Source organism: Streptomyces sp. a15 (genome assembly GCF_059026085.1).
The window spans coordinates 14,546-35,592 of sequence record NZ_JBWLKM010000023.1; the positions used below are offsets into that span (position 1 = coordinate 14,546).

The 21,047-nt window shown below is 71.3% G+C and carries 11 protein-coding genes and 2 pseudogenes; 7 read left to right on the forward strand and 6 right to left on the reverse strand.

Annotated elements, in window-relative coordinates:
- A partial coding sequence (locus tag AC5P09_RS23675) for a fatty acyl-AMP ligase (protein ID WP_493875795.1) occupies nucleotides 1–1,850 on the reverse strand: 1,850 nt, incomplete at its 3' end.
- A gap of 321 nt (nucleotides 1,851–2,171) precedes the next feature.
- Between AC5P09_RS23675 and AC5P09_RS23680 the strand changes: the two are divergent.
- A pseudogene (locus AC5P09_RS23680) lies at nucleotides 2,172–2,398 on the forward strand (type II toxin-antitoxin system RelE/ParE family toxin); the annotation flags it as partial.
- A gap of 884 nt (nucleotides 2,399–3,282) precedes the next feature.
- The gene (locus AC5P09_RS23685; RefSeq protein ID WP_493875796.1) at nucleotides 3,283–4,173 is read left to right on the forward strand and encodes an MFS transporter; all 891 of its coding nucleotides are present in this window, start codon (nucleotides 3,283–3,285) and stop codon (nucleotides 4,171–4,173) included.
- Nucleotides 4,174–4,665: 492 nt separating this feature from the next.
- Here AC5P09_RS23685 and AC5P09_RS23690 read toward each other — a convergent pair.
- Nucleotides 4,666–5,388, reverse strand: a pseudogene (locus tag AC5P09_RS23690) (AfsR/SARP family transcriptional regulator); the annotation flags it as partial.
- A gap of 86 nt (nucleotides 5,389–5,474) precedes the next feature.
- Between AC5P09_RS23690 and AC5P09_RS23695 the strand changes: the two are divergent.
- Nucleotides 5,475–5,798, forward strand: coding sequence for a hypothetical protein (locus AC5P09_RS23695; protein WP_493875797.1), 324 nt, complete (start codon nucleotides 5,475–5,477; stop codon nucleotides 5,796–5,798).
- Nucleotides 5,799–6,155: 357 nt separating this feature from the next.
- Here the strand turns inward: AC5P09_RS23695 and AC5P09_RS23700 are convergent, their stop codons facing one another.
- Nucleotides 6,156–6,386, reverse strand: a complete 231-nt coding sequence (locus AC5P09_RS23700; protein WP_493875798.1) for a hypothetical protein — start codon at nucleotides 6,384–6,386, stop codon at nucleotides 6,156–6,158.
- A gap of 194 nt (nucleotides 6,387–6,580) precedes the next feature.
- Here AC5P09_RS23700 and AC5P09_RS23705 point away from each other — a divergent pair, with 194 nt between their 5' ends.
- Nucleotides 6,581–9,385, forward strand: coding sequence for a tetratricopeptide repeat protein (locus AC5P09_RS23705; RefSeq protein ID WP_493875799.1), 2,805 nt, complete (start codon nucleotides 6,581–6,583; stop codon nucleotides 9,383–9,385).
- Nucleotides 9,386–9,458: 73 nt separating this feature from the next.
- On the opposite strand, the gene AC5P09_RS23710 is transcribed toward AC5P09_RS23705, so the two are convergent.
- Nucleotides 9,459–9,773, reverse strand: a complete 315-nt coding sequence (locus AC5P09_RS23710) for a serine/threonine kinase C-terminal domain-containing protein (protein ID WP_493875891.1) — start codon at nucleotides 9,771–9,773, stop codon at nucleotides 9,459–9,461.
- Nucleotides 9,774–9,804: 31 nt separating this feature from the next.
- Entirely contained in the window at nucleotides 9,805–12,693 is a 2,889-nt protein-coding gene (locus AC5P09_RS23715) for an AfsR/SARP family transcriptional regulator (RefSeq protein WP_493875800.1), read from the reverse strand.
- A 158-nt stretch (nucleotides 12,694–12,851) separates the two neighbouring features.
- Between AC5P09_RS23715 and AC5P09_RS23720 the strand changes: the two genes are divergently transcribed.
- From AC5P09_RS23720 to AC5P09_RS23730, 3 genes are all read left to right on the forward strand, one after another.
- Nucleotides 12,852–16,424 carry a protein kinase domain-containing protein gene (locus tag AC5P09_RS23720; RefSeq protein WP_493875801.1) on the forward strand — a complete coding sequence of 1,191 codons (3,573 nt, stop codon included), beginning with the start codon at nucleotides 12,852–12,854 and terminating at the stop codon, nucleotides 16,422–16,424.
- A gap of 66 nt (nucleotides 16,425–16,490) precedes the next feature.
- A complete protein-coding gene (locus tag AC5P09_RS23725) occupies nucleotides 16,491–17,981 on the forward strand; it encodes a hypothetical protein (protein WP_493875802.1) in 1,491 nt (496 codons plus the stop codon).
- Nucleotides 17,982–18,021: 40 nt separating this feature from the next.
- Nucleotides 18,022–19,386, forward strand: coding sequence for a protein kinase domain-containing protein (locus AC5P09_RS23730; RefSeq protein ID WP_493875803.1), 1,365 nt, complete (start codon nucleotides 18,022–18,024; stop codon nucleotides 19,384–19,386).
- Nucleotides 19,387–19,768: 382 nt separating this feature from the next.
- On the opposite strand, the gene AC5P09_RS23735 is transcribed toward AC5P09_RS23730, so the two are convergent.
- Nucleotides 19,769–20,335, reverse strand: coding sequence for a Uma2 family endonuclease (locus tag AC5P09_RS23735; RefSeq protein WP_493875804.1), 567 nt, complete (start codon nucleotides 20,333–20,335; stop codon nucleotides 19,769–19,771).
- Nucleotides 20,336–21,047: the final 712 nt, after the last annotated feature.

A 21,047-nucleotide genomic window follows, 5' to 3' on the forward strand; every position in this document is an offset into this window, starting at 1 on the left:
CGGGTGCGTACGGCTGAGGTGTCACCGGCCGCTGTGTCGTCCAGTCGGGTGCGTACGGCTGAGGTGTCACCGGCCGCCGTGTCGCCCAGCCGGGCGCGGACGGCCGGCGACAGTTCCGCATGCAGGATCTCGAGCTCGCCGCCGAGAAACCGCCGGCGCAGCAGCCGACGCTGGATCTTTCCGCTGGTGGTCCGCGCCACCGTGCCGGGAGGCACGAGTACGACGTTGTGGGCGGGCACCCCGACATCCCGGGTGAGGCGGTCGCGGACACTCGCGGCGACGCGGGCCAGCTCGTCCGGCGCGACCCGGTCGGCCCGGCACTCGCGGACGACCACGACCTCCTCCTCGGGCACCGGGACTGAGAAGGCCGCCCCGACGCCGCGTTCCAGAGCCGGGTGGGCCTCCCGCGTCGCCGCCTCCAGGTCCTGTGGGTAGAGGTTGCGGCCGCGGACGATGATCAGCTCCTTGCTGCGGCCCGTGACGTACAGCTCGCCCTCATGCAGGATCCCCAGATCCCCGGTGCGCAGGAAGCCGCTCTCCCCGTCGGGCGTGACGGCGTCGAAGACGCGCCGGGTCTCCGCGGGACGTCCCCAGTAGCCCCGGGCGACGTTCGGGCCGCGCACCCAGATCTCGCCGGCCCGGCCGTCCGGCAGCGTCCGACCCGCGTCGGCGTCGATGATCCGGACGTCGAGGTGCTCGGCGGGGCCGCTGCTGACGATGCGGTGCACGGGCGCGCCGGAGGTCGGGGGCAGCAGCTCGCCGCGCTCGAACGCGACGGCGTCCACCTCGGTGATCACGGCGCGGCGGGCAGGCCGGTCGCCGGAGACGACCAGGGTCGTCTCGGCCATGCCGTAGCCGGGGAGCATCGCCTCGGGTCGCAGCCCGGCGGCGGCGAACCGCCGGGTGAACGCCTCGACGGTGGCGGCCTGGACGGGCTCGGCGCCGTTCACCGCGCACCGCCAGCGCGAGAGGTCCAGCCGGGCCAGTTCCTCGTCGGTGATCCGCGTCAGGCACAGGTCGTAGGCGAAGTTCGGAGCGGGGGAGAAGTCGATGCCGTGCCGGTCGATCAGCGTCAACCACGTGTGTGGGCGCTTGAGGAAGGCCACCGGCGGCATCAGCACGCTGCGACCGCCCAGGACGAGCGGCGTGAGCAGCAGCCCGATCAGCCCGAAGTCGTGGTACAGCGGCAGCCAGCCGCCCACCGGGCCGTCGGCGCTCATGCCGGAGATCGCCGCGAGGATCTCGGCGTTGGCCAGCAGGTTGGCATGGTCGACCATGACGCCCTTGGGGTCGTCGGTGGACCCTGAGGTGTACTGGAGGAAGGCCAGAGCGTGCGGGTCGGCCGGTGGCGGCCGCCACCGGTCCGCTGCCGGCAGCTCGTCCGCGGGCAGCTCGTCTCCGGCTTCGGCGCAGTGGGGTGCGAGTACGGTCACGCCCCGGAGGTCCTGCTCCTTGGCCCAGGACGTGAGCGCTTCCAGGTCCGTGCCATCGGCCAGCACACCGGCGGCTCCCGCGTCCCGGGCGATCCCGGCGAGCCGGTCGGCCTGCCGCCGCTGACGGCCCTCGGGCGGCGGCGCGGGCACCGGGACCATACCCGCGTACATGCAACCCAAGAGAGACCGCGCGAACCCCGGCCCAGAGGGATGCAGCACCAGCAGGCGGTCGCCGACGGCGAACCGGTCCTGTAGCAGCGCGGCGACCCGGCGGGCGGCCCGGTCGAGTTCCCCGTACGTCACGGCCTCGTCGGCCTCGGCGCGGAGCGGATCCACGCTGAAGATCAGGGCGGTCCGGTCACCGTGCTCCGCCGCCCTCGCACACATGAGTTCGACGAAGGTCTTGTGCTCGTGCATGCAGTGTCAGCCTCCATCGGCGGAACGGTCTCCATCGGCGGAACGGTTGATAACTGAGCGTCATCCACGGGCCATAGCCCTACCCCAAAGGGCACTCCGGCGAACCGCCGGACGAGTAATTGTCAAGACTTTTGGGGGAGTTGAGGCTCGGGGAGTTGAGGATCGGGGAGTTGAGGCTCAGGGCCGCTTCGGGTCGTTCGCCGAGGCGGCCGTTTTCGAAGCGGGCGCCGCTTCGGACGAGGGCGACGAGGTGGGGTGCGGTGATCGCCCGCCGGCGGGCCTGGGGGCCTCGGCGAGCCTGCATGACGGAGCGGACAGGACGACTGTCTCCTGGACGAGCCGACGACGCTTGGTGAGCCGTACTCGCGTCACCTGGGCGGCCCACTGCGTGAGCTGCGCTACGACCTGGACGGCGAGGCCGTGCGCGTCCCGTACTGGCTCGCCCCCGGGCAGTGGATCGTTCTGTTGACGGTGTTCCGTAAGACGAGGATGCGTGAGGCGGCGGAAGTCGGAGTGCGCATCAGGCCCAGAAGGTCTGCGAGGCCGAGCGGCGACACCGTGCCGACTCTCCCGTTGGTGCGACGCCTGGCCAAGGCTCGGGACGTCATCCTGAACCTGGCGATCGACGAGGGTGACTCCCGCGTCACCTTCACCCCGCATGCCGCTTGAAGCCGAGCCCTGCCCGGTCCGTCGGGGACGTCGTCGACCTGAGTCAGCGTGCGTCGTAGATGCCTGGTGGATGAGATTGATCGGGTGAGCCTGCCGCACGCCGCCGGCTCGGCCGAGAAAGTGCCGGGCCTGTTGCGTGGCTTGGGGTCATCCAGTGGTCGTGGGGGAGGACCTCAGCGAACCGTTGCCCGAGGTTGAGCCGCTGACCCGGCAGTGCTCCATCATCGGCGTCAGCCGTGGTGGGAGCGCTTCTGGCTGGGGCATGTCAGACCAGGAGGAGGAGCGACTGGATGAACCTTGACCGCTCAGCACAGCCCTCCAGGAGGCCGCAGTTACGTCATTCCGGGACATGGGGGATGTGCCGAACATGCTCGACCCTCCGCCGGTCGCCGACTGGGCGAGCTACGACGACGTGCCGTCCACGCGAGTGGTTTCATCGAGGCCGGGCAGGACGCGACGGCTGGTCATCACCGCGCGGCTGCGAACTCCTGCAGCATGCGCGTTACCCGGGCGTGTTGGGTACGCCGCACCGTGCCGGGGCCCCGCCCGCTCCTCATCCCGCCGCCCCACGGTGCGCGGCGCCTTCGGCGGACAACCACGGACGTTCGTCCCTACGGTTCCGCCTGAGCATTTTCGCTTATCAGTTGAAAAGCAACCAGACTTGGACGCGAAGAGACCATCATGGATCAATCAGTGCATGCGAACTCTTCGGCGAACCATGGACTCCGGCGGAGCCGCGGACGGCGCGGGAGCAGGGTATGGCATGGTGCTCGTGTCCCTCCTGACCGCGACCTTCATCGGTGGCTTCGACTCCAGCATGATGCTGCTGGCGGTTCCCACGCTGCAGAGCGCGCTCGGAGCGTCCTTCGTCCAGACCCAGCTGGTCGTCGTCGGGTACACGACGGCGTACGCGGTCGCCCTGATGACGGGGGGCAGGCTGGGTGACGTCTTCGGCCGCAGGCGCGGGTTCCTGTGGGGTGCCGCGGGCTTCACGCTCACCTCGGCGGTCTGCGCCCTCGCGACGACGCCGACCGTGCTCATCGTGGCCCGTGTCGCCCAGGGACTGACCGCCGCGCTGATGCTGCCTCAAGTACTGGCGATCATCCGTGCCTCCCTGCCCCCAGCGGTCCGGCGCCGGGCGGTGGGACTCTACGGCGCCACCATCGGGCTGGCCTGGGTCGCCGGACCGGTGTGCGGCGGGGCCCTCATGGCGTGGAACCCGTACGACCTCGGCTGGCGCGGGCTGTTCCTGGTCAACATCCCCATCGGCGTGCTGGTCATCGCCGGTGCCTGGAACCGCGTGCCCGAGAGCCATGGACCGCGCAAGCGGCTCGATGTGACGGGCGCGGTGATCCTCGGCGCCGCCCTCTTCCTGCTGCTGTCCGGGCTGGGCGGATCCCTCGCTCTCGCCCCGGCCCACCTCGTGGGGGCACTGGCCGTGGCCGGGGCCCTGCTGGTGGTGTTCTGGGCGCGGGAGCGCCGTCTCGAAGCGCGGTCGCTGCCTCCCATCGTTCCCCCGGACCTGTTCCGGCAGCGCCGTTTCGCCCGGGGGCTGGCCGCCATCCTGGCCTTCTATGCCGGAAACCAGGGCTTTCTCGCCCTGCTCGCCTATTACGTCCAGAACGGCCTGGAGCGCAGTCCGCAGCAGCCGTAACGGGCTGGTCGTCGCGCGCCAGACAGCGGTGAGTTCTTCGAGGTCGCTCGGTAACTCGCCTTTGGCCGCACCCAGCGATCGCAGCAGTCGCTGCAGCGCTCGCTCCGGCGACTGCCGCCGCTGCGTGCTGTGTGCACGCAGGTCCACGAACAGGCAGCCGTCCGGGTACCGGGCGCTGAGCTCCCGGGCCGCCCGCACGACGAGCGCGGTCTTGCCGACCCCGGCCGTACCGTCCACCGTCGCGATCGATACGGATCCGGGCGCGCAGGGCGCGACCAGCCGCGCCAGCTCGGCCTCCCGCCCGATCAGCCGGCCGGCGTCGCCCGGCAGGTCGTTGACCGTGCGGCGGAGCCGGGGCCGGGTGGGAGGAGCGGCGGGATGAGCGGTGGGACGAGCCGTTGCCGGAGCGAGGAGGCGTTCGTCGTCCTGGTGCAGCACCGCGTCGTACGTCTGGCGGAGCCCTTCGCCGGGATCGATGCCCAGCTCGTCGCGCAGGCGAACCCGCATCTCCAGATAGGAGTTCAGGGCTTCCGCCTGGCGTCCGCTGCAGTACAGAGCGCGCATCCGCAGCGCCAGTACCGACTCGTTGAGGGGAGCGGACGCGGACAGTTCGGCGAGCTCGTCCAGTGTGCCGGCGGACCGGCCGAGCAGAACCAGACACTCGAGTCTCTCCAGCCGGAGTGAGAGCCGGCGCTCCAGCTGCCGCTCCCGCTCCGCCTGTGCGCGCCGACCCGGCAGGCCGGTCAGGGGTTCGCCACCAAACAGGGCGAGCGCCTCGGAGAACCGGTCCATGGCGGTGGTCACGTCGCCGGACACCTTCGCGTGCCGTGCCTCGGCAGCCCGTTCGTCCAGCTCGGTCACGTCGAGCCGGACCCCGTGGCCGACGAAGCTGTACCAGCCCTTGCCGCTGCGGATCACCGACTCCGTCGGCCCGGCACTCGCCACGTCAAGTGCCCTGCGCAGTGGATGGACGTGGCTCGGCAGAACCTTGTGGCCCGACCCCGGCGGCTGTCCGTCCCACAGATCGTCGAGCAACTGCTCATGGCTCACCCGGGTGTCCGCGCGCAGCACCAGCGCCGCGAGTACGGCCTGTCGCCGCACCGGTCCCAGATCCAGCGGCGTTCCGCCACGCCAGGCCCGGAGCGGCCCGAGCAACGCGATCCGAAGCCGCTGAGGAGTTCCCCCGTCCACCGCGAAGCCTCCGCTCCCGTACATCACCGGAATTTCATCAGCATTGCAGCACCCCCGGCCATGGTGACGGACATGACATTGCACGACCCGCACATCTGAAGGGGGTCCCGGTGACCGAAGTGGAGCTGGTGACCACCGCGTTGGCCACGGGGGCGGCGGCCGGACTCACGGACACCGGACGCGGCAACAGTGGGGGTGGCGGCTACGGCGTACGCGTGCTGGACGCGTACGAGACTGACCCCAACGTGTGGTGGACCCGGCTGCTCCAGGTCCTGACGCGCTCCGGGGCGGAGACCGACGAGGAGATCCTCGCGGCGGCCCGCGCTGTGCTGCGCGCGGAGCGCCGGACGAGGCACATCGTCGTGGACGGCTGCGGCGCCCGAGGGATGCTGGTCGGGGACGGCACCACACAGCACAACGGGCTGCGCCGATGACGCAGTGGACGACGCTCTTGGCCACGCTGTTGGGCGCGGGCGTGGCCATGGGGACCTCGCTGTTGGTGGAGGCGCGCGGCGCCAGCTGCTGCTGGAGTCACACAAGCACAACCACGACGTCACCTCCGAGTGGCGGAACACCCGACGTGACCTGTACGCGGGCTTCCTCGCTGTGCTGACCCAGGCCCGCAGTGAGGCGAGACACCTGAGCGATAACACCGAGTTGTCCGAGGCCGAGCAGACCCACGCCATACGGCCGCAACGTGGCCAACTGGCCAGGCTACATGGGCGAGTACGGCTCCCGCACCCGCCGCCTGGACCCCTCGGAGCAGCGCCTGATCCCCCGCTGACGACGGCTCAGAGCAGATGCAGGGCATCGGCGATGGTCTTCAGCAGATAGAAGGTCCCGCCGAAGGAGGTCCCGGTGGCCGTGAGGACGGCGAGCTTCAAGGTGAGCTCCTGGGCGGCGACCTGGTACACGCGCTGAGCGACTACCACCGCCAGCAGCACGATCACGACGATGGTCGTCGTCGGAGGAAGGTGCCCGGCCGACGGGTCGGACGTGACGGCCGCAAGGGCGTGGATCATGGCGGTGCTCCCAGAAGACTCGGACGGACGCGCGGTTGTCGCGTGGGAGCAGAGTCCGCGAAGGGGCCGGAGAAACGGGGAGCCCGGGACGGATCGGGATTTCGAATGTTCTCGGGCGCGGTGAACCCTAGGCTGGCCGGCACGGGACGGGACGCTCCGGGACGGCGTGGTGCCGGGGAGCTGGAGGTCGGTGCGTGGTGGTGAACGCGGCTGCGGACCAGGCGCGCCGTGACTTCGTGAAGCGGCTGTGCGCCCTGCGTGACTCCGTCCGGGCGAAGAACGCCGATCTGCATCGGGCGTCCAAGAGTCTTGTCGCGGAGCAGACCGTGGGCGTGCGCGAGTTGAGCACCACGCGACTGAGCGCGCTGCTGAAGGGCGAGTCGGCGGGCGCGCCGGACTGGGACCTGGTGCACACCTTCGTGCTCGCCTGTAAGCAACACGCCGTCGATCACGCGGTCCCGTTTGCGCCCGCAGAGGTCGATCCGGACATGTGGCAGCGGCGGCTGGCAGCCCTGGACGAGGTGCTGAGCCTCCTGGACCGGATCGGGGGAGACAGGCAGGAAGCCGGCTTCACCGTGCCGCGAGCCTCATTGACGCTCCCCGCGGCGCCGAGCGTGTTCACCGGCCGGGACGACGAGCTGAGCCACCTCCTCGACATCCTCGCCCCGCCCCGTGACGGTGGTCCGAGCGGAGTCGTGGTCACCGGTGCGGCGGCCGTCGCGGGCATGGGCGGCATCGGGAAGACGGCGCTCGCGCTGGTGGCGTCCCACCACGCCGTGGAACAGGGATGGTTCACCGACACGTACGCGGTGAACCTGCGCGGTTACGACCCCGCCCCCGTCAGCGCCCACCAGGCCCTGGAGTCCCTCCTGCGTGCCATGGGCACGGCACCCGAGGACATCCCGCCCACGCAGCCGGAACGAGAGGACCTCTACCGCTCGACGCTGGCCGCGCTCGCGGGAGCGGGGCGGCGCGTGCTCGTCCTCGCCGACAACGCCTCCGACGCCGACCAGATCCTGCCGCTGCTCCCCGGACCGGGCCCCCACCGGCTGCTGGCCACCTCGCGCCACACCCATCCGAGGCTGGCCTCCCACGGCGCCCGTCTCGTCGACCTCACCACGCTCACGCCCGACGCGTCCCTCGACCTGCTGCGCGACGTCCTGCACCGCACCGACGTGCGCGTCGACGACGGCCGGGAGGCGGCTGAGCGGCTGGTCGCCCTGTGCGGCCGTATCCCGCTGGCCCTGCACATCGCCGCCGGCCTGCTCATCCTGGAGCCGGGCCGGACGGTCGACGACCTGACCGCCGAACTCGACGGCGCCCGCTCCCGGCTGAAGCACCTCGACGACGGCGAGCGGGCCCTGCGTGCCACCTTCGACCTCTCCTACCGCCACCTGTCGCCCGGCCACGCCCGCCTCTTCCGGCTCCTCGCCCTGAACCCGGGCCCCGACCTCGGCCTGCCCGCCGCGGTCGCCCTCGCGGACCGGGACGTCCACGAGGTCCGGGCGGGGCTGCGGGAACTGGTGCGGGGGCATCTGATCGACAGTGCCGGGGAGCGGTGGTCGACGCATGATCTGGTGCGGGACTTCGCAGTGCATCACACGGGTGCGGACCACGAGGACCGAGAGGCCCTGCCGCGGCTGTTGGCGTACTACGCGGAGGGTGTGGAGGAGGCCACCGCGTGGCTTCGCGAGCCTCGCGCACCAGCCGTCGCGAAACGCTTCGCCGACCGGGAACAGGCCTCGGCGTGGCTGCGGGCCGAGCACACCAACCTGCTGGCCGTTCCGGGAGCGGCGTTGGAGGCGGGAGACCTGTCCACCGCCTACCTGGTGCCCGATCGTCTCGACCTGTACCTGTCGCGTGGACGTTACTTCGATGAAGCGATCGCCCTCCACACCACGGGCCTCGTCGCCGCCCAACTCGCAGCGCACGAAAAGGCGACCGCCTGCGCGCTGGGCCGACTCGGGCTCGTAATGCGGCAGATACGCCGTTTCGAGGAGTCCGTACAGCTCCTCGCCCAGTCGGTCGAGGCGCTGCGAAGCCTCGGCGACGACGCGGGCACCGCGGTCGTCCTGAACAATCTGGGCAACGCGCAGAGTGATCAACGGCGTTTCGAGGAGGCCATCGAAACCTTCGCGGAGGCCGGGGAGATCTTCCAACGAGTCGGCGACCTGCGTGGTTACGCCGAAACGCTTCACAATCGGGGCAACACCCTCCAGGACAGGGGACGTCACGCCGAGGCCGTCTCCCTCTACGAAGAGGCGGCGGACATCGCCGAACAACTCGGCGAGAAGCGGCGCCGGGCCGCGGCGTCCCTCGGACTCGGCAACGCCCTGCGTCATGAAGGCCGGTACGGGGAGGCGGAGGCGGCCATCGCCGTCGCCGCCGGGATCTTCGAGGCTCTCGATGACGACCACGATCGGGCCATCGCCCTGGCCACGCGGGCCGCGCTGCTGCGGGAACTCGGACGCACCGCGGAAGCCGCTGAGTCGGCCACCCTCGCGGCCGACCTGTTCGCAGATCTGGGCGACGAGCACAGCGTGGCCAAGATGCAGGTCAGCCTGGCCGCGATGCTGGAGGGGGAGAGCCGGTTCCGGGAAGCCGCAGCGACGTTGCGTACGGCTGCCGACGCCTTCGAACGCCTCGGAGACAGGTACGGGGAAGGCGCGGCACGGGGACAACTGGGCGGAGTACTCGTCAAGCTGGCCGACCTTCCTCAGGCCGTGCGGGAACTGGCGAAGGCGTTCGACGCCCATGCCGACGCAGGCGCTCCGTACGAGCAGGGCGAAGTCCTCTCGGTCGTCGCCCTGATCCAGGAGATGACGCCCGCTCCGCAACGGGCCCGTGCCACCTGGCTGGCCGTAGCGGAGCTCTTCGAGGCGGCTGGAGCAGACCAGGACGCGGCACAGGCACGCAAGTCCGCCGAGGCCGTCAAGGCCGCCGAGGCCGTCAAGGCTGTCAAGACCGTCAAGGACGATCCGACGGCGAGTACGTCGTGACGGCCTGGTCGCGGAATCGCAGTACCGTCTCCCGTTCGCTGCAACTCGGGCTCCTCTTTCCGCTGGTACGGCATCACCCCTCGGGACCGGCCACCGCGCTGTCCCGTCCGGGCTCGACGACGAGTTCGTACGGGCCCTTGGTGTACCGGTACTGCTGCCCGTCGACGTTCTTGGCGTGCCGCTGCCATCCCGCTGGCACTTCCAGGGCGAACTCGGCTTCCTGGGCCTGGACATAGCCCTTGGTGGCTGTGGCTGTGGGGGTGGCCGTAGGGGAGGTCGTCGGCCGCGTGGAGGTCGTGGGTGAGCCGCCGGTCCCCGTTCCGGGCGGTCGCCCGTTCTTCGACGGGCTGGAGCTGGTTGGTCCGGGGGCAGGTGACGGAGTGGCGATGTGAGGGGAGTGGGCCGGGTGCGGTGGATGCCTATCGCGGGGTGGGGCGCAGGCCCTGAGCCTTGCGGTGCTTGCGGGCTTCGTACACGTCGAGGACGCGCTGGAACTGCCGGTGCGCCTCGTGGACCGAACCCGTCGCCAGGTGGGCGTGGGCCAAGCGGGTGCGGATGTCCATCTCCAGCCAGTCGTAGGCGGGTTCGGTGACACGCGACAGCGACTCGTGCAGTTCCAGAGCCAGTCGGTGGAAGGCGAGGGCTGCTCGCGGGTCTCCCTCGCTCTGTTCCACCGTTCCCAGCCGGGTCAGGCTGCGCGCGCAGAAGAAGACGTCCCCGCACTGCTCGCTCAGGTGGACCGCCTGACGCAGGAGGTGCCTCGCCTCGCCGTGCCGGCCGAGGCGGAGGTGGGCGTCGGCGGCGAGGCTCAGCACCCGGCCGAGCACATGCTGTCGGCCGCCCGCCTCGGCATGGGTGCACGCGGCGGCGAAGCAGGCCAGCGCCTCCTCGTCCCGTCCCGCCATCTGGTGAGCGCGCCCCTGGACGAGGCGAGCCATCGCGGCGGCCCAGTCGTCGCCCAGGTGTCGGGACAGGACCACCCCCTTGGTGACATGGGAGATCGCCTGGTCGGCCTCGCCCACACTCAGGGCGACGGATCCCAGCCCGGTGAGAGCCCGGGCCTCGTCGACCCGGCGGCCGTGGTGCCGGCTCAGGTGCAGTGTCTCGGTGAACAGGGCGCGCGCCTGGTGGTATCGGCGCTGATAGACGCTGGTGTAGGCCAGGCAGTTCCGCAGCCCGGTGGTCATGTGTTCGTCGCCGGCCTCGTCGACGCGCGCGAGCGCGGTCTCCAGGGCTGTCTGGGACTCGTGGTACCGGCCCTGCCGTACGAAGTAGTCGCACAGCGCGTGGGCGATCCAGCAGGCGTGGTCGATCTCTCCGAAGGCCACGGCATACGCGACGACATCCGGCAGCTCACCCCCCGCCGCGTCCAGCCACGTCTCCGCCTCCCGCCAGCCGCCGAAGCTCCCAGCCGTCGGCCGGGGCCCCGTCGGGAACGCCACCGCCCCCCAGTCGCTGGCCATCCTCCCCGCGTCCAGGAACAGCCGCAGCGCCGCCCTCCGCGCGGCCACCGCCTCCTCCGGCTCGGCCTCCGCCACCCGCCGGGCGTGCACCCGCACCAGGTCGTGCAGCCGATACCGCCCCGGCCGCGGTTCCTGCACCAGGCTCGTGTCCACCAGGCTCTCCAGGAGACGCTCGGTGCCACGCGCCGGACGCCCCAGCATCGCCGCCGGTGTCAGCACGTCGAACTCCACCGTCGGTGCCAGCCCCAGCACCCGGAACGCCCGCTGCTGCTCGGAGTTCAGTTGGTCGTACGACAGCCGGAAGGCGGCCTCCACGCTGCGGTCCCCGACGCGCAGTTCGCCGAGCCGCCCCTCGTCGCCCGCCAGTCGGCCCACCAGGTCCTCCACCGTCCAGGCCCGCCGGCTCTGCAGCCGGGACCCGGCGATGCGCAGGGCCAGCGGCAGCCCGTCGCACAGCCCCGCCAGCCGTCGCGCGGCCTCAGGCTCCCGGCTCGCGCGCTCCTCGCCGATGAGGTGCGTGAGCAGCGCTACGGCGTCCCCGCTCGCCAGCGGCTCCAGGGTGACCCGTACGTCCGCGTCCAGCTCGGCCAGCCGGCGCCTGCCCGCCACCAGGACCCGGCTGCCCGCCCCCGAGGGCAGCAGCGGCCGTATCTGATCGGCGTCCAGGGCGTCGTCCAGCACGAGCAGCAGCCGGAGCGAACTGGTCGCCGCCCGCCAGGCGGCGGTGAGTTCGTCGAGGTCGCTCGGCAACTCGCCCTTGGCCGCGCCGAGCGAGCGCAGCAGCCGTTGCAACGCCCGTGCCGGGGACTGGCGTTGCTGGGTGCTGTGGGCGCGCAGGTCCACGAAGAGGCAGCCGTCGGGGTGGCCGGCGCTGAGCTCACGGGCCGCGCGGACGACGAGCGCGCTCTTGCCGACCCCGGCCGGACCGTCCACCGTCACGACCGACACGGAGCCGGAGCCGGGCGCGGCGGGCGCGGTCAGCTGGGCCAGCTCGGCCTCCCGGCCGGTCAACTGCCCCATGTCACCCGGAAGTTCGTTGACGACGCCGACGCGAAGCCGGGCCGGGGCCGCCCCGAGGAGGAAGCGGTCGTCCTGCTTCAGCACCGCCCTGTGCACCCGGCGCAGCTCCTCGCCGGGGGTGACGCCGAGCTCGTCGCGCAGCCTGATCCGCACGTTCTCGAAGGTGTTCAGCGCCTCCGCCTGACGTTCGCAGCCGTACAGGGCCCGGATCCGCAGGGCCAGCAGCGACTCGTCGTACAGGTCGGGCCCGGACATGTCGGCCAGGTCGTCCAGCGCCTCCCGGGACCGGCCCAGCAGAACGAGGCACTCCAGCCGTTCGCGTCTGAGTGCCCGCCGCCGCTCGGTGAGCCGGTCCCGCTCGGCCCGCGCGAAGGGTCCCTCCAGACCGGCGAGCGGTTCACCCCGGAACAGCCCGAGTGCTTCGGCCAACTGTTCGGTGGCCAGGGTGAGTTGGCCGGACTCCTTGCTGCGCAGCGCCACCTCGCCGTGTTCGGCCAGGTCGGTCGTGTCGAGGCGGACGCCGTCGAGGACGAAGCGGTACCAGCCCTTGCCGCTGCGGATCACCGACTCGGTGTGCGGGGTGCCTTCCGGATCGAGCGCCCTGCGCAGGGAGTTGACGTGCGTGGGCAGCACTTTGGAGGCGGGCGGCTCGTATCCCCAGACCCTTTCGAGCAACTGCTCGTGGCTGACCGTGGCCCCCTGCCTCAGCAGCAGCGCGGCCAGCACGGCCTGCCGCTTCACCGGTCCCAGATCCAGGTGGGCTTCGCCCCGCCAGGCCCGTAAGGATCCGAGCACCTCGATCCGCAGCTGAGAAGTCCTGCCCACCCCGAGCCTCCGCTCCGTGCTTCATCGGAAATTCATGAGCATTGCAGCACCTGTGGCCAGGCTGACGGGCGTGACATCGCACAACCCGCACAAGTGAAGGTGACTGAAGTGATCGAAGTGACCGAAGCGACCGATGTTTCGATGGCGGACCGCCTGACGTGTACGCGATAACGCCCGATCCGACGTCCCGCGTCTCCTCGTCCTGGCGGGTCGGCACGGTCATCGATGGTCGTTACCGGGTGGATCAGGTGCACCATCAGGGCGGCATGGGCCTGGTGTACCGGGTGCGGCACCTGCTGTGGGACACCGACCTGGCGGTGAAGCGGCCCCGGCCGGAGTGGTTCAGGAACTCCGCGCACAAACAGAGGTTCGCCGCCGAGGCGGAGACCTGGGTGTCGCTGGGACTGCATCCGCACGTGTGCACCTGCCACTACGTGCGCACGCTCGACGGTGTCCCCTGTGTGTTCGCCGAGTACGTCCCGGGAGGCAGCCTCGCGGACTGGATCGCGGACGGCACGCTGTACGAGGGCGGACCGTCGGCGGCCCTGGCCCGCGTCCTGGACCTGGCGATCCAGACGGCGTGGGGCCTGGCCCACGCGCACGGCCGGAATCTCGTGCACCAGGACGTCAAGCCGGGCAACGTGCTCGTGACGAAGGACGGTACGGCCAAGGTCACGGACTTCGGGCTGGCCCGCGCCCGTGCCGCCGCGACCGCGCCGGAGGGTGCCGCCCCCGTAGCGGATCCGTCGCTTCCGCCCGGCGTCACGGTCCTGGTCCCCAACAGCGGGATGACCCCGGCGTACGCCTCGCCGGAGCAGGCGGACGGTCGGCCGCTCGGCCGGCGCAGCGACATCTACAGCTTCGCGGTGTCGGTCTTCGAGATGTTCACCGGCGGCGTGAGCTGGCGTGTGGGGCGCGGGGTGGGGATGGCACTCGACGCGTACCTCGAAGCCGGCGGTACGGGCGAGCCGCATCTGCCGATCGTCCCCGCCGACCTCGCCGGCCTCCTCGCCCACTGCCTCGCCAGGGACCCGGCCGACCGGCCACGCTCGATGACCGAGATCGCCGCCCGTCTCGTCGACATCCACGGCGAGGTGACCGGCCGGGCCTACCCGCACCCGGAACCGGTCGAAGCCGACCTGCGCGCCGACGAGTTGAACAACCGCGGCGTTTCCCTGCTCGACCTGGACCGGACGCCCGAGGCGGAGAAGGCGTTCGCGCAGGCCCTCGCGGCCGACCCGCGGCACCTGGGAGCGACGTACAACAGCGGACTGCTGCGGTGGCGGCGCGGCGACCTCACCGACGAGGACATGATCAGCAGGATCGAGGCGGTACGTCCCGACGCCGAGGACCCTTGGCAGGCACGGCAGTTGCTCGCCCAGGTGGCGGTGGAGCGGGGCGATCTGGAGTCGGCCCGCGAACTCCTGGAGGAGGTGGCCCAGGAGCGGCCCAGGGAGCCGGAGGTCCGGTCGGCGCTGCGCGCCATCCGCTCGGGGCGGGTCACCAGTGTTCGGGAGGTACCTCGGTACAAGAAGCACCAGGACTGGGACCGAGGACTAGCACCTGTCCAACTCACTCCCGACGGACGCCTGGCCCTGACGGGTGGCTATGACCGGATTCGGTTGTGGGACCTGGCCGACGGTCAGTGCCTGCTGGATCTCGACGGACACGGCGCAGAAGGAAACTTCCCACGCACGCACGCGCTTGACCTGACGCCGGACGGTCGCTTCGCCGTTTCCTCCGACGACAGAGGTGAGAGGAGCAGCGTACGGTTCTGGGACCTGACCGCCGGACGATGCCTGCACACCCTCACCGCCAAGGCCGACGGCATCCGCCTGGCCCCTGACGGACGCCTCGCCCTGTGGGGATGGTCCCGCGACTCCATCCAGGTCTGGGACACCCGCAGCGGGGAACTCCGGGAGCCGCTCGCCGGGCACACGGCCGGCGTGGAGCGCGTGGAGGTGGGCGCGGACGGCCGGCGGGTGCTGTCCAGCGGCTGGGACCGGCAGGGGCAGTCGGTCAGGCTGTGGAACCTCGCCGACGGCCGGTGCGAACAGGTCCTGACCGGCCACCGGGCACCGGTGTTCGCGATGGCCTTCCACCCCGACGGGCGTACGGCGGTCATCGCCTACCGGGACGACACGATCGGCCTGTGGGACCTGCGGGACGGCCGGTGCCGCCGTGTCCTGAGAGGCAGGCGGGCCAACCTCATGTCGTTCAGCGCCGACGGCCGCTTCCTGCTCGCCGTCGACGACACCACGGGGACCGTGAGCTACTGGGACCTGGAGAGCGGTCAGTGCCTGCGCACCTACCAGGACATGCGGATCAACGCCGCACTGCTCGACACCACCAGGCCGGGGACCGGACTCGCCGTCTGTGCCGAGAACCGCGTACGGGCCTGGCCGCTGGACCTGCCGGGCGGTCACCCCGCCCCGCCGCAGCTGAGCCGCCCCCTCCCGCTCGCGGAGCTGCGTGAGTTGGAGAGCCGCGCGGGCGCGAAGGTCGCCGAGGCGGAGCAGGCCATGGCCGAGCGCCGTTACGTGACGGCGCACGACCTGCTCCTGCAGGCCCGCAAGGTCGCCGGGCACGAACGCGCTCCGCGCGTGATGTCCGCCTGGTGGGAGTTGGGCCGGCACGCGGTGCGGGCGGGGCTGCGCACGGCCTGGCCCACCCGCACCCTGGACGCGTCCGACGAGGACCTGTACGCGGTCGACCTGACCGACGACGGGCGGCTCGCGGTGTCCGCCGGCGCCGATTGGACCGTACGGCTGTGGGACCTCGGCAACGGCACCTGCCTGCGCGAACTGGAGGGCCACCAGAGCCCGGTCAGGTCCGTCTGCCTGAGCGCGGACGGGCGCCGGGTCCTGTCCGGCGGCCAGGACGGCACCGTACGGCTGTGGGACGTCGGCACCGGGACGTGCCGGCGCATCCTGCGGACGAACAGGTTTCCTCCCGCGCCGCCGGTACCGGTGCGGTTCGCCGTGGACGGGCGGCAGGCCGTCGTCGGCGGCGGTGACGGCGCGATCAGGCTCTGGGACGTGGAGACCGGCGACCTCACGGGGACGCTGACCGGTCACGAGGGACCGGTCAACTGCCTCTGGCCCGGCGCCGACGGCCGCCTTCTCGCATCGGGCGGGGCCGACGGGACCGTACGGCTGTGGGATCTGGAGGAGAGCCGGTGCGTCCATGCCCTGGAGGGGCACAAGAGCGCCGTGACGGCGCTGTGCGTCGCCGCCGACGGCAGCTTCGTCCTGTCCTCCGCGAGCGGATACGACCGGGCCGTCCGCATGTGGGACGTCGCCACCGGGGCCGAGGTGCGGCCCTTCGACGAGGGTTCGGCCTCCGGCGGGCTGCGGATCACCGCGGACGGACGCTACGCGATGTCCGCCGGCACGAGCGTGGGGGTGTGGGAGGTCGACAGCGGCCGCTGCGTGCGCACGCTCGACGGGCTCGACAAGGCGCCGACCTGCCTCGCGACGACGCCCGACGGGCAGGCGGTGCTCTCGGCGGACGGCGACGGGAACCTCCGGTCGTGGGCGCTCGACTGGGAGTGGCACACCCGCGAACCGGCCGACTGGGACGACGGCGCGCTGCCGCACCTGGAGGTGTTCCGGCGCCGGTTCGGTGCGCGGTGGACGCCGGGCGACTTCGACGGCCTGCTGCGGCGGCTCCAGGACGCGGGCTACGGCTGGCTGCGGCCCGAGGGAGTGCGGGCACGGCTCACACCATGACGGGCCACGAGAAACGCACGAAAACAGAAGGAATCGTAGGAAACAAGTGCTCACGAAGGAGTGTTCATGGGGGAGTTCCTGAAGGATTTCCGGGTGGACATCGGGCGACCCGATGTGTGGGCCAAGGGCAAGGACCCGGACGCACCGCTGCCGACGGGACTCGGAGTCCGGGCGCAGGCCGAGGAGTTGGCGCTCCGTATCGCCGGCGCGCTCATCCGCGTCGGCCCGCCCGACTGGGAGTACCTGAAAGCCGAGTTCGCGCTCACGGTCGGGGCCGAGTTCGCGAAGGTCTCCGTGTTCGACCACACCTGGACGACGATCGAGCCGCCGCGCTCCGTCCTCGGGCTCGTGCGCAGACAGCGCGAGATCTCGGCCGAGCTCGGCGCGGGCCCCTGGTGGCGGCTGACGCTGAACCTGGACGACACCGGTGACCTCTCCGTCGCCTACGACTACGGCAGCGAGCCCTTCCCCGACGGTCAGCTGTTCGAGCCCGAGGAGTACGAGATGGATCTGGAAGCGTATCCGCGAGGCGACCTGCCGGTGTGGCTGGCGGCCTACGTCTCCCACGACGCCCGGCAGCAGCGCACCCCGCAACAGGCCGCCACGCAGGCTCGCGCCGACCGCAGGAAGAAGGTGTGGCCGACCCTCAGCGAGAACGACTTCCCGTACTTCCCGCAGCTGTGGGCGCGCTGGGCGGTGATCTCGGCGGCGTTCGTCGCCGCCCGGTCCGAGTGGGGGCCGAGGGTCCTGCCCGGCATGGGCTGGTTCGAGAGCTCCCGCCGCGGCGGCTCCACGCTCTACCGGCTGCCCGGTGGGCGGGCGGTGCTGTCGGGGGGCGTGTGGGACGACCCCAGGCTGGACGCCGCCTACAACGACGGCGACGACCTGCCGAACCTCTACGCGGGCGCGCCGGACTGGGTGGCGAACCAGGTGCTCAACCCGCGCGCCGCCACCGGCCTGTTGTCGTTCTGCTACTGGTGGGACGCCGGGCGCTGGTACCGGGGCGACTCACCGTCGGCGGAACAGGTGAGCACCGCCGTGCCGGGTCTGTGGACGGCCGACACCACCGCGGGCATCGTCGCGGGGCTGGTCACCGGCTCCCGGGAGCCGGACGTGGAGCGGCGGGCGTCCGCGGCGGAGCTGGTGTCCGCCGCGGAGGAGGGGCATGTGACCCGCGAGACGCTGGTGAGCGTCTTCGGCGACGACGGCCGTTACGACATCGACGGCGCCCTCTACCAGCTCTCGCTCGCCGGCCAGGTGGTCACGGTGCCGGCGCAGATGCACGAGGAGGACGCCATCGCCCGGGTGCGGGATTACATCCTGGCCGTCGTCGGGAGCAGTTCGGGCTATCCCGCCTCGGACCTGGTGGCCGACAGGTTCAGTATCGGGTGGATGGTCTATGTGCCCGTGGAGCGCGGCGAAATAGCCATCGGCCGGACCATCTTCTACATCGCCGACGACGGCTTCCTGGTGCGCTCGTCCTCCTCCATCGCGCCGTCGACGTTCGTCGCCGACTTCGAGAAGCAGTTCCAGGAACGCCGGCACGCGCAGTACTGACGCGTCGCCCCCGGACACCCCTTCGCAGGAGCCGTCACCCATGTCCCGACCGCCCACCGTCACCCTCACCCTCGTCAGCGGCCATCTCGACCGCACCTCCTACGTCTTCGAGGAGCGCGGCACCTCCATAGTCGGCCGCTCCGGGGACTGCTCACCCCAGCTGCCCAACGACGAACACCACCGCACCGTCTCCCGGCACCACTGCCTGCTGGACGTCAACCCGCCCGCCATCCGCATCCGCGACTTCGGCAGCCTCAACGGCACGTACCTCAACGGCCGCAAGATCGGCCAGCGGGCGAAGGACGAGAGCCCCGAGGAGGCCGCCGCCCAGACCTACCCCGAACACGACCTCACCGACGGCGACCGGATCAGGATCGGTGACACGGTCTTCCGCGTCGACATCCACGCCGAGGACACCGTCACCCGGGCCCGGTGCGCCAAGTGCGGCCGCGACGTCGGCGACGAGGCGGGCTTCCTGCCGGGGGACTACCTCTGCGCCGCCTGCCAGGCCAGACCGGGCGCGATCCTCAGGATGCTCCTCGACCTGGCGCACCCCGGGCACGCCGAACTCGACGTCATCGCCGGATACACCCTCCTCCAGGAACTCGGCCACGGCGGCATGGGCGTCGTCCATCTGGCCCGCCACGAGTCGTCCGGGAAGGAGGTGGCCCTGAAGGTGATGCTGCCGAGGGTCGCGACGCGTCCCGAGGCGCGGGAGCGCTTCCTGCGCGAAGCGGCGCTCACCAAGGCGCTGCGGCATCCCAACATCGCCGCGTTGGAGGGCGCCGGATACTGCGACGGCGTCTTCTTCTTCACCACCGAGTACTGCACCGGCGGCGGGCTGGACACCCTCCTGCGGCGCGGCGGGGGACGACTGCCCGTGGACGAGGCCGTCGACTTTGCCGTCCAGGCGCTGCGGGGGCTGGAGGCCGCGCACCGCCAGGGCGTGGTTCACCGTGACCTCAGCCCGTCCAACATCCTGCTGCACAAGGCCGCGGACGGCTCCCTGACGGCGAAGATCAGCGACTTCGGTCTGGCCAAGGCCTTCGACCGGGCCGGCCTCAGCGGTCTCACCCGCACCGGGGACGCCATGGGCAAGCCCTGGTTCATGCCGGCCCGGCAGGTGACCAACTTCAAGGACGCCAAGCCCGGAGTGGATGTGTGGGCCCTCGCCGCCTGCCTGTACAACATGCTGACCGGGGCCTGCCCCCGAGACTTCCCGCACGGCGAGGACCCCTGGCGGATCGTCCTGGAATCCCCCGCGGTGCCGGTGTGCGAGCGCGAGCCGGAGGTGCCGCAGGCCCTCGCCGACGTGATCGACCAAGCGCTCCGGGAGGAACCGGAGTTCGGCTTCCAGAGCGCGGCCGACCTGCGGCAGGCACTCCTCGAGGCGACCCACGGCTGACGAGCGGTGGGTACCGGATCCGCTCCGCGGGCGGCCTGCCCGCGGAGCGGGCCACGACGTCCGTACGACCTCCTGGCGTCGGCAGCGTGTCCCCGCACTGTCCCCCGCACACGGGAAACAGCCCCTCGGAAGTGATCTCCCGAGCGGCTGCGTGTGCACTGACCTGTACAAATGCTGTGCCCCCGACAGGATTCGAACCTGCGACACCCGCTTTAGGAGTGGGATCGCGTCCTTGCCGGGTGGTGCCCGGCGCTGCCGCGCGGTGCTGTTTTCCCCTGGTCGGAACGGCACGGCGAGCCACTTGATCCGGCTCATGCCGACCAGTGCCGGACCGTCCGCTCACGCATCGCTCACGCGCTGTTGGCTGCCGAGCAGCGCCTGGTCAGACCTGCCCGAGGTCGATCTCCACCGGGAACGGGGCCACTACCTTGAGGACGCCGGTGAACACGTCTCCGTCCCGGTAGGTCTTCGTCGCGGGGTCGAGAACGTAGGTGTACACGAGAGGAACGCCTGTCGCGGCCTGCTCGATCCGCCAGTAGAAGCCGATGCCTGCCTTGGCGTACTGGTCGACCTTCACGATCCGGTCGGTGGTCTCCGAGCCCGGCGACACCACCTCCGCGACCAGCAGCACGTGCTCAGGGCGGGTGGGGGTGATGTCGATCGTGTCTGCGCGGTACACGACGACGTCCGGGCGGCGATTGGTGAGCGGGACGTCCTGAAGCCGCACGTCGAAGTCCGTGTCGGCGTTCCACTCCGGGCCCGCGGCGGCATCCAGGGCGTTCGCCAGAATCCGGGCCAGACGGTTGTGCCGCTTGGACGCACTCGGACTCACGACGACCATCCCGTCCACGATCTCGATGCCGGCGCACTGCTCCTCGGACCAGGACCCGTACTCCTCCGCCGTGATCTGCTCATGCATCCACGCCGGGGCCACCATCTCGGTCGTCATGAAGCACCTCCCGGACACTGTGCTGCGGGCCCGATCCCGCTGGATCCAGCGTACTGTCCGCCATCCGTCCGGCACGCTCATCCCGCTCACGCCCCCTCCCCGTCGGCCGGTATCCGACCAGCGAGCCCACGACAAGCGAGGAACCAGTGCTGGCCCGCGGAACGTCCTGGGTCGGTAGCCGCGCCGTCGTCGAAGGACTGTATAGCGTTCCCGACGCTGCGCCGGGCTACTGAACGAGGTACGCCCCACCTGGTCGCGCTACGGAACGGACACCCGCTCACCGGCGAACCGGCGAGGGCGGCACCCCGCCCATTCAGCCCCGGCAACCTGCAGACACTGGTCCCCGACATCACCGAACGCGACGTCTGCGACCGGGCTGTGCTCGCCGGCCCATGAGACCTGCGGGCCTCCGCACGACAGGTGCACGTTGAAGAGTTCGGTCTGGCCTGAACCGGAAAGGGTCCCGACGTCCAGACCTGGGCGCAGCCCCGCGCCGCCTCCCCCCGCCTCCAGGCTGAGCAGCATCCGGTCGCTCACGTAAAAAACGGCCCCGGACGACGAGTCCGAGGCCGATTAGAGCGCCTCCCTGTGGGAGAACCCGCAGGTGCGGCGTAACACGTTGTGCCCCCGGCAGGATTCGAACCTGTGACACCCGCTTGAGGAGTTTTCTCTGGGCGAGGCTTTGACCTGCGGAAACGTGGGCCGCAGGGTG

Excerpts from the sequence above, each read along its gene's own strand:
- AC5P09_RS23725 (WP_493875802.1), top strand. The coding sequence starts at position 16,491 with ATGGGGGAGTTCCTGAAGGATTTCCGGGTGGACATCGGGCGACCCGAT.
- AC5P09_RS23730 (WP_493875803.1), top strand. The coding sequence starts at position 18,022 with ATGTCCCGACCGCCCACCGTCACCCTCACCCTCGTCAGCGGCCATCTC.
- AC5P09_RS23700 (WP_493875798.1), bottom strand. The coding sequence starts at position 6,386 with ATGATCCACGCCCTTGCGGCCGTCACGTCCGACCCGTCGGCCGGGCAC.
- AC5P09_RS23685 (WP_493875796.1), top strand. The coding sequence starts at position 3,283 with ATGGTGCTCGTGTCCCTCCTGACCGCGACCTTCATCGGTGGCTTCGAC.
- AC5P09_RS23735 (WP_493875804.1), bottom strand. The coding sequence starts at position 20,335 with ATGACGACCGAGATGGTGGCCCCGGCGTGGATGCATGAGCAGATCACG.